General features: G+C 68.5%; 13 protein-coding genes. 4 read left to right on the top strand and 9 right to left on the bottom strand.

Annotated features, from left to right (window positions below; all coding sequences use genetic code 11):
• Positions 1 to 17: 17 nt before the first annotated feature.
• Positions 18 to 620, top strand: coding sequence for a GNAT family N-acetyltransferase (locus ABQJ56_RS03685; protein ID WP_367843630.1), 603 nt, complete (start codon positions 18 to 20; stop codon positions 618 to 620).
• Here the strand turns inward: ABQJ56_RS03685 and moeB are convergent.
• The 8 genes from moeB to ndk all read right to left on the bottom strand — a co-directional run bounded on the left by moeB (position 581) and on the right by ndk (position 8,710).
• Positions 581 to 1,750 carry a molybdopterin-synthase adenylyltransferase MoeB gene (moeB, locus tag ABQJ56_RS03680; protein WP_367843629.1) on the bottom strand — a complete coding sequence of 390 codons (1,170 nt, stop codon included), beginning with the start codon at positions 1,748 to 1,750 and terminating at the stop codon, positions 581 to 583. The genes ABQJ56_RS03685 and moeB overlap by 40 nt on opposite strands.
• 40 nt (positions 1,751 to 1,790) lie before the next feature.
• On the bottom strand, positions 1,791 to 3,194 hold the full coding sequence (gene der / locus ABQJ56_RS03675) for a ribosome biogenesis GTPase Der (protein WP_367843628.1): 1,404 nt from the start codon (positions 3,192 to 3,194) through the stop codon (positions 1,791 to 1,793).
• A gap of 22 nt (positions 3,195 to 3,216) precedes the next feature.
• Entirely contained in the window at positions 3,217 to 4,431 is a 1,215-nt protein-coding gene (gene bamB, locus ABQJ56_RS03670) for an outer membrane protein assembly factor BamB (RefSeq protein ID WP_367843627.1), read from the bottom strand.
• A complete protein-coding gene (locus ABQJ56_RS03665) occupies positions 4,428 to 5,078 on the bottom strand; it encodes a YfgM family protein (protein ID WP_367843626.1) in 651 nt (216 codons plus the stop codon). The genes bamB and ABQJ56_RS03665 overlap by 4 nt, the downstream gene beginning before the upstream one ends.
• A gap of 155 nt (positions 5,079 to 5,233) precedes the next feature.
• Positions 5,234 to 6,151: a helix-turn-helix domain-containing protein gene (locus ABQJ56_RS03660; RefSeq protein WP_367843625.1), complete on the bottom strand. Its 918-nt coding sequence runs from the start codon at positions 6,149 to 6,151 to the stop codon at positions 5,234 to 5,236.
• 74 nt (positions 6,152 to 6,225) lie between these two features.
• Positions 6,226 to 7,041, bottom strand: a complete 816-nt coding sequence (gene pilW, locus ABQJ56_RS03655) for a type IV pilus biogenesis/stability protein PilW (RefSeq protein WP_367843624.1) — start codon at positions 7,039 to 7,041, stop codon at positions 6,226 to 6,228.
• Positions 7,031 to 8,182, bottom strand: coding sequence for a dual-specificity RNA methyltransferase RlmN (rlmN, locus tag ABQJ56_RS03650; protein WP_367843623.1), 1,152 nt, complete (start codon positions 8,180 to 8,182; stop codon positions 7,031 to 7,033). Before rlmN ends, pilW begins: the two co-directional genes overlap by 11 nt.
• Positions 8,183 to 8,284: 102 nt before the next feature.
• Positions 8,285 to 8,710, bottom strand: a complete 426-nt coding sequence (gene ndk, locus ABQJ56_RS03645; RefSeq protein WP_367843622.1) for a nucleoside-diphosphate kinase — start codon at positions 8,708 to 8,710, stop codon at positions 8,285 to 8,287.
• 228 nt (positions 8,711 to 8,938) lie between these two features.
• Here ndk and ABQJ56_RS03640 point away from each other — a divergent pair, with 228 nt between their 5' ends.
• The 3 genes from ABQJ56_RS03640 to ABQJ56_RS03630 all read left to right on the top strand — a co-directional run bounded on the left by ABQJ56_RS03640 (position 8,939) and on the right by ABQJ56_RS03630 (position 13,384).
• Positions 8,939 to 9,553, top strand: coding sequence for a TetR/AcrR family transcriptional regulator (locus ABQJ56_RS03640; protein WP_367843621.1), 615 nt, complete (start codon positions 8,939 to 8,941; stop codon positions 9,551 to 9,553).
• A gap of 87 nt (positions 9,554 to 9,640) precedes the next feature.
• Positions 9,641 to 12,028: a 3-hydroxyacyl-CoA dehydrogenase/enoyl-CoA hydratase family protein gene (locus ABQJ56_RS03635; protein ID WP_367843620.1), complete on the top strand. Its 2,388-nt coding sequence runs from the start codon at positions 9,641 to 9,643 to the stop codon at positions 12,026 to 12,028.
• A 150-nt stretch (positions 12,029 to 12,178) separates the two neighbouring features.
• Complete coding sequence (locus ABQJ56_RS03630; protein WP_367843619.1) at positions 12,179 to 13,384, top strand: acetyl-CoA C-acyltransferase; 1,206 nt, start codon at positions 12,179 to 12,181, stop codon at positions 13,382 to 13,384.
• Between the two features lie 140 nt (positions 13,385 to 13,524).
• Here the strand turns inward: ABQJ56_RS03630 and ABQJ56_RS03625 are convergent, their stop codons facing one another.
• Complete coding sequence (locus ABQJ56_RS03625) at positions 13,525 to 14,706, bottom strand: hypothetical protein (protein ID WP_367843618.1); 1,182 nt, start codon at positions 14,704 to 14,706, stop codon at positions 13,525 to 13,527.
• Between the last annotated feature and the right edge of the window lie 11 nt (positions 14,707 to 14,717).

Genomic DNA, 14,717 nt, shown 5'->3' with positions numbered 1-14,717 from the left:
CAGTGCACAAACGCGCCATGATCGAAGCCACCGCCCACGTCACGCCTGTGCTCGCCGATGGCCGCCTGCTGTTGCGGCCGTGGCGCAGTGCGGATGCCACCGAACTGCATGACGCGGTGCGCGAGTCGGTGGCCAGCGTGGGGCGCTGGCTGCCGTGGTGCAACGCGGACTACGGGCTGCAACGCGCCGAGGCCTGGGCGGCGCAGTGCCGCGACGACTGGCGCACCGGCCAGCAGTTCGCGTTTGCCGTGCGCGACGCCGCCAGCGGCGGACTGCTGGGCGGCTGCGGGCTCAACCAGTTCAACGCCATGCATCGAAGCGCCAACCTGGGCTACTGGGTGCGCGCCTCGCGCCAGGGCCAGGGTGTCGCCGCCGCAGCCGCAAGGCTGGTGGCGCGTTTCGGATTCGGCGAACTGGGCCTGATCCGGATCGAGATCGTCACCCTGCCCGACAACCGCGCCAGCCGTCGCGTTGCCGTCAAGCTGGGCGCCGCGTTCGAGGGAATGGCGCGACAGCGTCTGTGGGCCTGGGATCGCGCCCACGACGCGGCGGTATATGCACTGGTACCCACCGACCTCGATCAGCCGGCCGCCGCGCACAGCGCGGCGATGTCCTCGTAGCCGGCGAAGCGTGCGGCCGCGCCGCAACCCGGGCAGGCCGGGTCGCGCGGCAGGCGCGCCTCGCGGAAATGCATGCCCAGCGCATCGAAGGACAGCAGCCGCCCGACCAGCGGCTGGCCGAGGCCCAGGATCAGCTTCAGCGCCTCGGTGGCCTGCAGCAGGCCCACGATGCCGGGCAGCACGCCGAGCACGCCGGCCTCGCTGCAGTTCGGCGCCTCGGCGGCCGAGGGCGGCTCGGGGAACAGGCAGCGGTAGCACGGCGCGTCGTCGTTGCGCGGGTCGAACACACTGACCAGGCCGGTGAAGCGTTCCACCGCACCGTAGACCATCGGCAGGCGCAGGCGCCGCGTCGCCGCGGCGAGCAGGTAGCGCGCGGGGAAATTGTCTGCGCCGTCGATCACCAGGTCGTGGCCGCCGAGCAGCCGCTCCACGTTGTCGGCGCGCAGGCGTTCCTCGCGCGTCTCGATGCGCACGCGTGGATTCAGCGCGTTCAGCGCGAGGCGCGCCGACTCGGTCTTGGCCATGCCGACGCGTGCGTCGGCGTGGATCACCTGGCGATGCAGGTTGGAACGCTCCACGCGGTCGTCGTCGATCAGGGTGAGCTGGCCCACGCCGGCCGCGGCGAGATACAGCGCCGCGGGCGCCCCGAGGCCGCCGGCGCCGAGCAGCACGATCTTCGCCGCCGCCAGCTTCGCCTGTCCCGCCTCGCCCACCTGCGGCAGGCGCAGCTGGCGCGCGTAGCGTTCCGCGGCGTCCGCGTCCAGCGCCGCGGCGCTCACCGGGAGGCCTTCGCTCTTCCAGCGCCCGAAACCGCCGGCCACCGAGGCGACTTCGCGGTAACCCATGCGTTGCAGCGATTCGGCCGCGAGCAGCGAACGCATGCCGCTGCCGCACAGCACGAGCAACGGCCGCGCGCGATCCGGCTCGGCCTGCTCGATGCGCAATTCGAGGAAGCCCCGCGAAAGCCCCAGCGCGCCGGCCGGCATGCCGGCGGCGCGTTCGCCCTCCTCGCGCACGTCGACCAGCAGCGCGCCCTGCGCCTGGCGCGCCAGTGCTTCGGCGGGGGGGATTTCCGGGACGCTGGAGCGCAGCGAATCCAGCCAGCTTTCGCGATTCAGGGGATCGTTCATCGCGCCAGTTTAGACCCGGCGGCACGGATGCGGTCGACGTTCAGCGCTTGCGCTTCTTCATCTCGCGGATCATGCGCTGGCGCTTGCGCTGCTGTGCCTCGGTGAGCACGTTCTTCTTGTCGGCGTAGGGGTTCTCGCCCTCGCGGAACACGATGCGGATCGGCGTGCCTTCCAGCTTGTAGCGCTTGCGGAAGAAATTCTCGAGGTAGCGCTGGTAGGCCGGCGCGATGTGCCTGGTGCGGCTGCCGTGGATCACGACGGTGGGCGGGTTGCTGCCGCCGGGATGGGCGAAGCGCAGCTTGGGCGCATGACCGCGCACCAGCGGCGGCTGGTAGCTCTCGTAGGCCTTTTCCAGCGTGCGGGTGAGGTCGGAGGAACCGAGCTCCCTGGTGGCGGCGGCATGCGCGCGCACCACCGCGCGCATCAGCTCGCGCAGGCCGGAGCCGTGCAGCGCGGAAATGAACACGTTCTTCGCCCAGTCCACGAACTGCAGCCGGCGCTCGAGCGCGCGCTGGCACTGCTCGCGCTGGTAGGCGTCCAGGCCGTCCCACTTGTTGACCGCGATCACCAGCGCCCTGCCCTCCTCCAGCGCATGGCCGATCAGGGTGAGGTCCTGGTCGGCGAGGTTCTCGCGCGCATCGATCATCAGCACCACCACTTGCGCGGCGGCCATCGACTGCAGGGTCTTGATGACGCTGAATTTCTCCACCGCCTCCTCGACGCGCGCGCGGCGGCGCACGCCGGCGGTGTCGATCAGGGTGTACTTGCGGCCGTCGCGCTCCAGCGGCACGCGGATCGGGTCGCGGGTGGTGCCGGCCACGGCGGAGACGATCAGCCGGTCCTCGCCGAGCAGGCGGTTGACCAGGGTGGACTTGCCCGCGTTCGGCCGGCCGACGATGGCGACGCGGATGCTGTCGTTCTCGTCGGGCGCGAGTTCCTCGTGCGTGTCTTCCGGCAACAGCGGCTGCAGCGCGGCAAGCAGGCGGTCGGTGCCGCGGTTGTGCGCGGCGGACAACGGCAATGTGGCGGCGATGCCGAAGGCGGCGAACTCGGCCAGCGCGGCCTGCTCGTCGAGGCCGTCGGTCTTGTTGACCGCGGCGATGATGGGCTTGCCGCTGCGGCGCAGCTCGTCGAGGATGGCGCGGTCCTGCGGCAGCAGGCCGTCGCGCGCGTCCAGCACGAACACCAGCGCCTGCGCCTCGTCGATGGCGAGGCGCACCTGTTGCGCGGTGAGCGCATCAAGGCCTTCGTCCACGCCGGAGAGGCCGCCGGTATCGACCACCACGAACGGCCGCTGTTCGACGAGATGGCAGACACCGTAATGGCGATCGCGGGTGACGCCCGGCAGGTCGGCCACCAGGGCGTCGCGGCTGCGCGTCAGCGCGTTGAACAGGGTCGATTTACCGACGTTGGGGCGACCGACCAGGGCGACGACGGGCAGCATGAGGGGGCATGGTTCCCGGCGATCAGTGCGCGGCGAGGCGGTAGGCGCCGATGTGGCCCTTCACGTCCTCGACGTACACGGTGTCGCCCGCCACCAGCGGCTGGGCCTCGATCGCCTTTTTCGACAGGCGCACGCGCGCGGCCAATGCGCCGTCGCCGGCCTGCAGCCAGTGCACGTAACCGTAGGCGTCGGCCACCACCACGTAGTTGCCCTGCACCGCCGGACCGGTGAGCCAGCGGTACTTCAGCTTGTCGTTCTTCCACATGTCCGCGCCGCCGCTGCGGTCGAACGCCCACACTTCGCCCTGGTCGTTGACGCCGTAGATGGCATTGCCGCCAAGCGCGAGCGAGGTGTAGGTGGAGAACGCACGGCTCCACAGCGGACGACCGCTGGGACCGTCGATCGCAGTGAGGTTGCCGTGGTAGGCGGCGCCGTACAGCGTGCTGCCATCGAGCAGGATCGCGCCGTCGGCATCGTTGAGGCGTTCGATGTCGGTACGCCCTTCGCCGCTGGCGAGCCGCTGCTCCCACAGCTTTTCACCGTTGTCCTCGCGCAGCGCGACCAGCTTGCCGTCATCGCTGCCGATGAACACCACGCCGTTCGCGGCCAGCGGCGCGCTGTTGCCGCGCAGGCTGAGCGCCGGCACATTGCCTTGGTCGTAGACCCAGCGGCGCTTGCCGGTGGCGGCATCGAGACCGTACACGCGGCCGTCCTGGGCACGCACGACCACCAGGTCACCGCTGATCGCCGGCGCGGCGATCACTTCGGAATCCAGTTCGGCGTCCCAGCGCGGGCTGCCGTCCTTCGCGCCCATGGCATGGACGTAGCCATCGAGCGTACCCACGACCAGCAGGTCGCCAGCCACGGCCGGGCCGCCGGCATACGAGGCATCGACGCCCTTCCTGTGGCCCAGGCCAAACCAGCCCTTGCTGCTGCGGGTGGTCTTTTCCCACAGCTTCTTGCCGCTGGCGGCATCGAACGCGGCGACCTTGCCGTCGGTGCTGTCGGCATACAGCACGCCGTCCACCACGGTCGGGCGCAGGTGCACGCCGCTGATGCCGGCACCGTCACCTATGCGCGCGGTCCAGGCCTTGCTGACCTGCACCGTGGGCGTGAAATGCTTTTCCAGCGGAGTCGGCGGCTCGAGATTCTTCTTCTTGAACGAATTGCAGCCGGCCAGCAGCACCAGCGAACCCAGGGCAAGCAACCATACGCTCTTCTTCACCACGACTTTCATGCACCCTGCTTTCCGGCCACGGCCAGATCGTCGATTTTCATCTGCAGGACGGCATGCTGCGGCGCGTCCTCACCCAATGCCGCCATCGCTGCCTGGTAGGCCTTGCGTGCGTCGTCGGCGCGTCCCAGCTTGACCAGCGCATCGCCGCGGAGTTCCTGGTTCAGGCCGGTGTACTGGCCGACCGGCATGGCCTCGAGCGTGGCCAGCGCGGCCTGGCCGTCGCCCTTGGCCAGCTGCACGCGCGCCATGCGCAGTTCCACCAGTGCCTTCAGCACCGGGTCGGTGGCATGCGCCTCGGCCCATTGCAACGAGGCGATGGCCTTGTCCAGCTGCTTGTCCTGCACCTGTTGCTTTGCACGGTCGCTGACCGCGAACAACGCGTACGGCGACTTGGCGTAGTCCTTCATCAGCTCGTCGACGAAGGCGGTCGCCGCCGTCGGCTTGCCGCTGGCCAGCGCCACCTGGGCCTGCTGGTACAGGGTGGCGGCGGCAGCTTCGTTGTTCGCCTGGTGCCTGCGCCACTGCTGCAGGCCGAAGATGCCGACCAGGCCGATCGCGATGCCCACGGCGATGGAGAGGCCGTTCTCGCGCAGCCATTTCTGGACACGTTCGCTTTGTTCGTAGTCGTCGTATGCGTCAAATGCCATGCTTCACCGTTCGTGGAAAACGTGCGTGCCGCGCGCCGCGTGCAGGAGGGCGGAAAACGCCTGCCGGCACCCTTCGCCCGGTCAAGGGCGAAGAATGGGCAAGCATAACCGAAATGGATGATCCGCAGGCGCGGCGCGCGCGTGCGGCATCAGGCTCAGAGGCTGGCTGCAGCCGCCTTGCCGTCCGCGATCTGCATGCGGAAATGCGCCACGTTGGCATGGCGGAAACCATCCAGCGCCACCGGCTGGCCGTCGATGCTCACCTGGGCGCCAACGACGTTGCCGATGCGCACGTCCAGCGGCTGATCGCTGTGCCAGGTCTTGCTGGTGCCCGCGGGCAGCAGGCCGTACTCCAGCCGCGTGCCATCCTGTCCGATCACCTCGACCCAGCTGTCCGCGCTGAGACTCAAGGTGAGGCTGTGGCCGCCGGCTGCGTCCGCCGCGGGTGCCGCAACCTTGGGCGGCTGCATGCCGTCGTCGCCGAGGTTCGGGAACGGGGTCATCGAGGCCATCAGCGGCTGGTCCTGCGCCGACTGCGGGGCCGGCGCCTTCGCCACCGGCGCCACCGGCTGCGCACCCGGCTTGCCCGGCGCCTTGGCCTGCGCATCCTGCTGCGCCACCGGCGAGGCATCCAGCGGCGTGAGATGGCTGAGGTCGCGGTCCAGCGTGCTGCGCACGCCGAACCAGATCGTCGGCACCGCGAAGACCAGGGTCAGCACCACATAGGTGGCGGCCGTTGCGTAGCGGTCGAGCAGGAAGCGCGAATGCGAGATGCCGCCCGTGGCCACCAGGGGCGGCTCGACCTGGCGGATGCGCGCCAGCTCGGACTGGATCGCCACCTCGTCGATGCCCAGATGCTGGGCGTACTTGCCGATGTAGCTGGCGAGGTAGACCCGCGAGTCGATGCCGGCGTACTCGCCCTGTTCCAGCTTGCGCAGGATGCGCAGCGGCAGTTTCAGTGCGTGCGCACAGGTTTCCAGTTCCAGTCCGCGCGCCTCGCGCGCCGCGCGCAGGCGGCTGCCGAAGGCGACGTCGGGATCGACATGCGCATGGTTGACGGGGGTGCCTTCCATGACATCATCCGGTCGATCGGCGAACGGATCGTGCGCGGCCTCGTCCTGGCCGGGATGGGAAGGCTGCATCGTGGTCATTGACTGCTGGCGGTTGTTTTCAGGGCGCGAGCCTGCTCCGAGTCCGGGAACTGGCTCTGCAAACGCCTGAGATAGGTCTGGGCTGCGTCCGTATTGCCCAAGCGCGACTCGATATCGTAACCAAGCTTGAGAGCGGCCGCATTGGGTTGGCCCAGCGCATCAAAGCGCTGGATGAAAGCCCGAGAACGAAACGCATCCCCCTGCCGGTAGAGTACTTCGGCAAGATGGAAAAGTGCATCGCCGTTGACGGGATTTCGCGCGATTGCGTCACGAAAACTCGCTTCCGCGCCGGCCGTGTCGTTCATCCGCAACTGGCAGATGCCGGCATTGGTGAGCGCCACGTCGGGAGTGGCGTAGAACGGATCGGCCACCGCCTTGCGGAAGTAGCCGATCGATTCCTGCACCTTGCCGGTGCGGCACAGGAACTGGCCGAGGTTGTTGTTCGGGCCGCCCTTGGTCGGTTCCAGTGCCACCGCCTTGCGGTAGTGGGCCTCGGCTTCGGGGAGGTTGTTGATCTTTTCGTAGACCACCGCGATCACGGTATGGGCGGGCGCGTAGTCCGGGTCGAACTTCAGCGCCAGTTGCAGCTTGGCCAGCGCATCCTGCAGGTCGCCCTCGGCGAAGTAATGCTGGGCCAGCTCGGTATGGATGCGTGCCGCGTCCTGGCGCTGGTCGGCCTTGCTGGTTGCCGAGATGTTGGCGCTGCTGGATTGCCCGCTGCCGTTGTTGTCGCCGCCATTGTTGCCCCCCACCGTCACGCAGCCGGCCAGAGCCAGCGACAGGCCGAACATCAGCAGCGGCTTACAGCGCATGCGTCACCTCTGTGTCCACGCGTTTGCGAATCTCGGCGCTGCGCCGGGTGCGATCGCTCACCTGGCCGGCCAGCTGGCCGCAGGCCGCGTCGATGTCGTCGCCGCGGGTGCGGCGCAGCATGGTGAGGATGCCGGCATTGAGCAACTGGGTCTGGAACGCGCGGATGGTCTCGGCGTCGGAACGCTCGAAGCGCGTGCCGGGGAAGGGGTTGAACGGGATCAGGTTGACCTTGCAGGTCGGCAGGCGGCGCATGAAGCGGATTAGCTGCTTCGCGTGTTCGGGCTGGTCGTTCACGCCCTTCATCAGGGTGTATTCGAAGGTGATCGAGGTGCGCGGCTTGCGCGCGATCCAGCGCTGGCAGGCGGCGGTCAGCTCGGCCAACGGGTAACGCTTGTTGAGCGGCACCAGCTCGGTGCGCAGCTCGTCGTTGGCCGCGTGCAGCGACACCGCCAGGGACACGTCGATGACGTCCGACAGCCTGTCGATCATCGGCACCATGCCGGCGGTGGACAGCGTGACGCGCTTGGACGCCAGGCCGAAGCCCAGGTCGTCGCGCATCAGGCTCATCGCGCGCACCACGTTGTCGAAGTTCGCCAGCGGCTCGCCCATGCCCATCATCACCACGTTGGTGATGCGGCGGTTCTGGTGGGTGACGTTGCCCAGCTGCTTCGCCGCCACCCACATCTGGCCGATGATCTCGGCGGTGGCGAGGTTGCGGTTGAAGCCCTGTGCGCCGGTGGAGCAGAACTGGCAGTTCAGCGCGCAGCCGATCTGCGAGGACACGCACAGCGTGCCGCGGGTGGGCTCGGGGATGTATACCGCCTCCACCGCGTTGCGGCCGTCCATGCCGAGCAGCCATTTGTGCGTGCCGTCGGCCGCGGCCTTGTCCACCAGGGTCTGCGGCGGGCCGACGTGGCAGCTCGCCTCGAGCTTGGCGCGCAGCGCCTTGCCCACGTCGGTCATGTTGGCGAAGTCGGATTCCAGGTGGTGGTAGATCCACTTCATCACCTGCTCGGCGCGATACGGCTTCTCGCCGAGCTGCGCGAAGAAATCGCGCAGACCCTGGCGATCGAAGTCGAGCAGGTTGACCTTGCCGGCGGCGCCGGACGGGTCGGATGAAATGGCGGCTACCTGGTTCATGTCCTTGTTTCAGAGTGCGGCCGTGGATGGCCGCTTCTTGATTTTCGCGTTCATGGATGAACGCCTTGGTTCAACTCGTGCGGCCATGGACGAACGCACGAATCAACGTGAGTGGATCTCGGTGGCAGCGAAGAAGTACGCGATCTCGACCGCAGCCGTCTCGGCGGCGTCGGAACCATGCACGGCATTCGCGTCGATGGAGTCGGCGAAATCGGCGCGGATCGTGCCCGGCGCGGCTTCCTTCGGATTGGTGGCACCCATCAGCTCGCGATGCCTGAGCACGGCGTTCTCACCCTGCAGCACCTGGATCATCACCGGACCGGAGATCATGAAATCCACCAGCGCCTTGAAGAACGGGCGCTCCTTGTGCACGGCGTAGAAGCCCTCGGCCTCGGCGCGCGACAGCTGCTTCTGCTTGGCGGCGATGACCTTGAGGCCGGCCTTTTCGAAACGGGCGTAGATCTCGCCGATCACGTTCTTGGCGACGGCGTCGGGCTTGATGATGGAAAGGGTGCGCTCCAGCGCCATGGATGTGCTCCGGGAAACGGGGTGGTGGATGGGTCGGCATCGTGCCGCGAATCGAGCAAAACCGACTTGGAATGCGGGTTTAGCCTGCGAAGTTTGACAGATTCTACTTCATTCGCAAGCCGGTGACGGCCCCGCCGACCCCACGGTTTGACGGCAGCGAAGCCGCCCGCGTATGCTCAAACGATCGTTTGAACCGCCTCCCTGTGGCGAGATGGGAAGACCTGATCCGTGAACCGCACCGGCTCCACCAAGGAACGCATACTCGGCGCCGCCGAGACCCTGTTCGCCCAGCGTGGTTTCGACGGCGCCTCGCTGCGCCAGCTGACCAGCGCCGCCGGGGTCAACCTCGCCGCGGTCAATTACCACTTCGGCTCCAAGGAGAAGCTGGTCGAGCAAGTGTTCCGGCGCCGGCTGGACGCGCTGAACGCCCAGCGCCTGGCCGCGCTGGCCAAGGTGGCCAACCAGCCCGGCACCCGGCTGGAGGACGTGCTGGATGCCTTCATCCGCCCTGCCCTGGAGCTTTCGCACGACGATGGCGGCTCGCTGTTCATGCGCGTGCTGGCGCGCGCCTTCGCCGAGCACGACGACGGCCTGCGCAAGTTCCTGTCCGAGAACTACGGCCACGTGATGCGCCAGTTCACCGCCGAGTTCGCCCGGCTGCTGCCGCGGCTCAGCAAGGAGGAGCTGTACTGGCGCATCGACCTGGTGACCGGCGCGCTGACCCACGCGATGTCCGGCTTCGGCATGATCCAGCGCAAGAGCGGCGTCAGCGAACGCGCCCACCGCGAGCAGACCGTGCAGCACCTGGTCCGCTTCGCCGCCGCCGGACTCAATGCCTCCTGATTTCACCGCGCGGCCACGACCGCGTGCTCGCCTTTTGAACGGCTTTTCGTTCCGTACTCCCCAGCAGTCCCTGACCGGAGAATCCCGATGACCGCTCCATCCACCCCCACTCCGACGCTGCGCATCCGCAAGGCCGCGGTCCTCGGCGCCGGCGTCATGGGCGCACAGATCGCCGCGCACCTCACCAATGCCGGCGTCGAGACCGTGCTGTTCGACCTACCCGCGAAGGAAGGCCCAAAGAGCGGCATCGCGCTGAAGGCCATCGCCAACCTGGCCAAGCTCTCGCCCGCGCCGCTGGCCGACAAGGATCTCGCGAGCGCGATCATCCCGGCGAACTACGACACGGACATGCACCAGCTCAAGGACGTCGACCTGGTGATCGAGGCGATCGCCGAACGGATGGACTGGAAGCTCGATCTCTACCGCAAGATCGCCCCGCACGTCTCGCCCACCGCCGTGCTGGCCTCCAACACTTCCGGCCTGTCGATCAACGGTCTGGCCGGGGCGCTGCCGGAGGAGATGCGCCACCGCTTCTGCGGCGTGCACTTCTTCAACCCGCCGCGCTACATGCACCTGGTCGAAGTGATCCCGACCCGCCTCACCGACCCCGGGGTGGTCGAAGGCCTCGAGGCCTTCCTCGTCACCACCGTGGGCAAGGGCGTGGTGATCGCGCACGACACCCCGAACTTCATCGGCAACCGCATCGGCGTGTTCTCGATGCTGGCCACCATGCACCACACCGAGCAGTTCGGCCTGGGCTTCGACGTGGTCGACGCGCTCACCGGCCCGGCCGTGGGCCGCCCGAAGAGCGCCACCTATCGCACCGCCGACGTGGTGGGCCTGGACACCATGGCCCACGTCATCAAGACCATGGCCGACACCCTGCCCGACGATCCGTGGCACGCCTACTTCAAGGCGCCGGTGTGGCTGAGCGGGCTCATCGAGAAGGGCGCGCTGGGCCAGAAGACCGGCGCCGGCTTCTACCGCAAGCTCGGCAAGGACATCGTCGTCCTCGACGTCGCCAAGCAGGATTACCGCCCGAGCGAGCAGAGGGCTTCCGACGAAGTCGCCGCGATCCTCGCCATCAAGAACCCGGCCGAGAAGTTCGCCAAGCTGCGCGCCTCGCAGGACAAGCAGGCGCAGTTCCTGTGGGCCACCTTCCGCGACCTGTTCCACTACACCGCCTATCATCTTGCGGATATCGCGGATACGGCGCGCGACGTGGACTTCGCGATCCGCTGGGGTTACGGCTGGAAGCTCGGCCCGTTCGAGACCTGGCAGGCCGCCGGCTGGCAGCAGGTGGCGCAGTGGGTGCAGGAGGACATCACCGCCGGCAAGGCGATGAGCAACGCGCCGCTGCCCGCATGGGTGCTGGATGGCCGCGACGGCGTGCACGGCAAGGACGGCTCGTGGTCGGCCGCATCCGACAGCTACAAGCCGCGCTCCAGCCACCCGGTCTATGCCCGCCAGCTGTTCCCCGATCCCCTCCTGGGCGAGAAGTTCGACCAGGGCGGCACCGTTTGGGAGAACAACGGCATCCGCCTGTGGACGCTGGGCGACGACGGCGTGGGCATCATCTCGTTCAAGACCAAGATGCACACGGTCAACGACCAGGTGCTCGACGGCATCCAGCACGCCATCGGCATCGCCGAGGAAAAGCTCAGGGCCGTGGTGATCTGGCAGGCCGGCGAGCCGTTCTCCGCCGGCGCGGACCTCAAGGGCGCGCTGGGCCTGCTGCAGGCCGGCAAGTTCGACGACTTCGAGAAGATGGTCGCCAACTTCCAGCGCACCAGCATGCGCATCAAGCACGCGCTGGTGCCGGTGGTGTCCGCCGTGCGCGGCCTCGCCCTCGGCGGTGGTTGCGAATTCCAGATGCACTCCGCCCGCACCGTGGCCGCGCTGGAAAGCTACATCGGCCTGGTCGAGGCCGGCGTGGGCCTGCTGCCCGCCGGCGGCGGCCTGCACGAGCTGGCCGTGCGCGCCGCGCACGCCAACCCGGCCGATCCGTTCGAGGCGCTGAAGAAGGTGTTCGAGACCGTCGCCATGGCCAAGGTCTCGCCCAGCGCGATCGAGGCAAAGGCCATGGGCCTGCTGCGCGACAGCGACGTGGTGGTGTTCAACCCCTACGAGCTGCTCTACGTGGCGAAGAAGGTCGCGCTGTCGCTGGCCGAATCCGGCTGGAGGCCGCCGCTGTACCAGCGCGCCATCCCGGTCGCCGGCGACGTGGGCACCGCCAGCTTCAAGGCCTCGCTTGCCAACCTGCAGGCCGGCTACTTCGCCTCCGAGCACGACGTGGCGATCGCCACCCGCATCGCCGACACCCTGTGCGGCGGCAACGTGGAGCGCGGCTCGCTGGTGGACGAGGAATGGCTGCTGGAGCTGGAGCGCAGGCACTTCGTGGAACTGGCCAAGACCGAAAAGACCCAGGCCCGCATCGCGCACACCATGGCCACCGGCAAGCCGCTCAGGAACTGACCGAACCCCACAGGCACGTCATCCCGGCGCAGGCCGGGATCCAGTGGCAAGAAGCGACCACTGCTGCGACTGGATTTCGGCCTGCGCCGGAATGACGATCAAAAACCAATAGCGTCGCTGCTGAATGCGCGACGCCACGGAGCAAGCACCATGACCAAGCAAGTGCAAGACGCCTACATCGTCGCCGCCACCCGCACCCCGGTCGGCAAGGCGCCGCGCGGCGTATTCCGCAACACCCGCCCCGACGACATGCTGGCCCACGTCATCAAGGCCGTGCTGGCGCAGGCGCCGGGCATCGATCCGCACGAGATCGCCGACGTCATCGTCGGCTGCGCGATGCCCGAGGCCGAGCAAGGCATGAACGTGGCGCGCATCGGCCTGCTGCTGGCCGGCCTGCCCGACACCGTGCCGGGCGTCACCATCAACCGCTTCTGCTCCTCCGGCCTGCAGGCCGTGGCGATGGCCGCCGACCGCATCCGCCTGGGCGAGGCCGACCTGATGCTCGCCGGCGGCACCGAGAGCATGAGCATGGTGCCGATGATGGGCCACAAGATCGCGATGAACCCCGCGATCTTCAACGACGAGCACATCGGCATCGCCTACGGCATGGGCATCACCGCCGAGAACGTGGCGAAGCAGTGGAAGGTCAGCCGCGAGGCGCAGGACGCGTTCTCGGTGGAAAGCCATCGCCGCGCCCTCGCCGCCCAGGCCGCCGGCGAGTTCAAGGACGAGATCACCCCGTTCCGGCTCGATGATCGCTACCCCGACCTCGCCACCCGCGGCATCAAGACCGACGGTCGCACCATCGGCGACGACGAAGGCCCGCGCGCGGGCACCACGCTCGAAGTGCTGGGCAAGCTCAGGACCGTGTTCCGCAACGGCCAGTTCGGCGGCACCGTCACCGCCGGCAACTCCTCGCAGATGTCCGACGGCGCGGGCGCCGTGCTGCTGGCCAGCGAGAAGGCCATCAAGGAATACAACCTGCAGCCGCTGGCCCGCTTCGTCGGCTTCTCCGTCGCCGGCGTCAAGCCCGAGATCATGGGCATCGGCCCCAGGGAAGCGATCCCCAAGGCGCTCAGGCAGACCGGCATCACCCAGGACCAGCTGGACTGGATCGAGCTCAACGAAGCCTTCGCCGCGCAGGCGCTGGCCGTGATGGGCGACCTCCGGCTCGACCCCGCCAAGGTCAACCCGCTCGGCGGCGCCATCGCGCTGGGCCACCCGCTGGGCGCCACCGGCGCGGTGCGCATCGCCACCCTGGTGCACGGCATGCGTCGCCGCAAGCAGAAGTACGGCATGGTGACCATGTGCATCGGCACCGGCATGGGCGCGGCTGGGATCTTCGAGGCACTCTGATCCGGGAGCCTGCCGGTTTCCTATCGTGCAAGACGGCAACGGCGCCGCATCGCTGCGGCGCCGTTGCCGTTTTGGCGCATATGCGGATCGTCGTCACCCGCGACGGACGGGCCTGACCTGGAACTCCCGCGGCTTTTCCCTCACGACTTGCGACCGAAGATCCGCTTCCAGAACGGCGGCTTGGCGTGCCCGGCAGGCGCCTTCGGCGGCACGTAGCCCGGCTGCAGCGCCTGGCAATCCGCGTAGAACGGTTGTGTGAGTTTTTCGACCTGCGACGGCGCGAGCCAGAAGCCCAGCCGCACCGGGCTGCCGGTGATCTCGATCCACGCGCCCAGCGACACCGTCTGCAGCACGGACGCGAGTTGCGCGAACGGCATCTGGCGCGTGAACACCAGCGCCTCGCCTTCCGCGTGGGGCCGCTCGCCCTGGTGTGCCTGCCAGGCCTGCTCGCCCACCACGAAGTAGGCGTACATGGCGCGCGCGGCGAGCAGCGGGGCGCGCTCGTCGCCCACGGCATAGCGTGCGCTCAGGGTGATACGGCCGGGTGCGCATTGCAGGTCGACCTGGTTCTGGTGGCCACGCACCGTCTGGGTCAGCAGCAATTGCGGGGCGTCGCCGGGAGCCTTCCGGTAGGACGCCACCAGCGGCAGGCGGCCGTTGTTGGCCACCTGCGCGGGCACCAGTTTCTCCAGCTTCCACCAGACGACGCCGCCCACCGCCGGGGCAAGCACCTGCGCGAAATCCGCCGGAAGCACGCCCATCGACTCCAGGTAGCCGCGCGGGTCCTTCGACTCCGTCGCGCCGGGCGCGACGGAGTCCGTGGCCGGCAGCGATGCCTCATGCAGGCCGATGCGATCGGCGCCGCTGGGTGACCAGCGATACACGCCGCCGAGCCAGGCATAGGCGCAGGCATCCAGGCAGGTGGCCGGCAACGCCGGTGCCGTTCCGGTGTGCCATGTCCCAAGGTGGGTGTTGAGGCGCGCGGCGCGGAACAGCTTGCCCAGTTCCATGCCGGCAGCGACATCGCCGCCGGACGAATCCAGGTAGACGTCGGCGCCCGGCAATACCTTGCCCGACTGCAGCAGCTGCTGCACCTGCTGCACGGCCGCGGCGTTGAAGGTTCCCGCGAGATAGACCTGCGGCGCCCTGGCCACACGCAACGTCATGCGGTCGCCGCGGATGTGGACGGAGAGGGGCGCCGGTGCCGCGTCGTACCGATGGCCCGCGGCACGTGCCGGCACGGCCATGACCATGCCCGCCACCGCCAGGCCGGCCACCAGCAGCAAATATCCCGCGTGGCGGGGAATGAACCTGTCAGGCAATGTCACGCGCC

Origin of the sequence: Rhodanobacter geophilus, from assembly GCF_040812275.1 — a bacterium.
Taxonomy (GTDB): Bacteria; Pseudomonadota; Gammaproteobacteria; order Xanthomonadales; family Rhodanobacteraceae; genus Rhodanobacter_A; species Rhodanobacter_A geophilus.
Note: the sequence above shows the minus strand (reverse complement) of the source record. Positions and strands in the feature narration are given on the sequence as shown.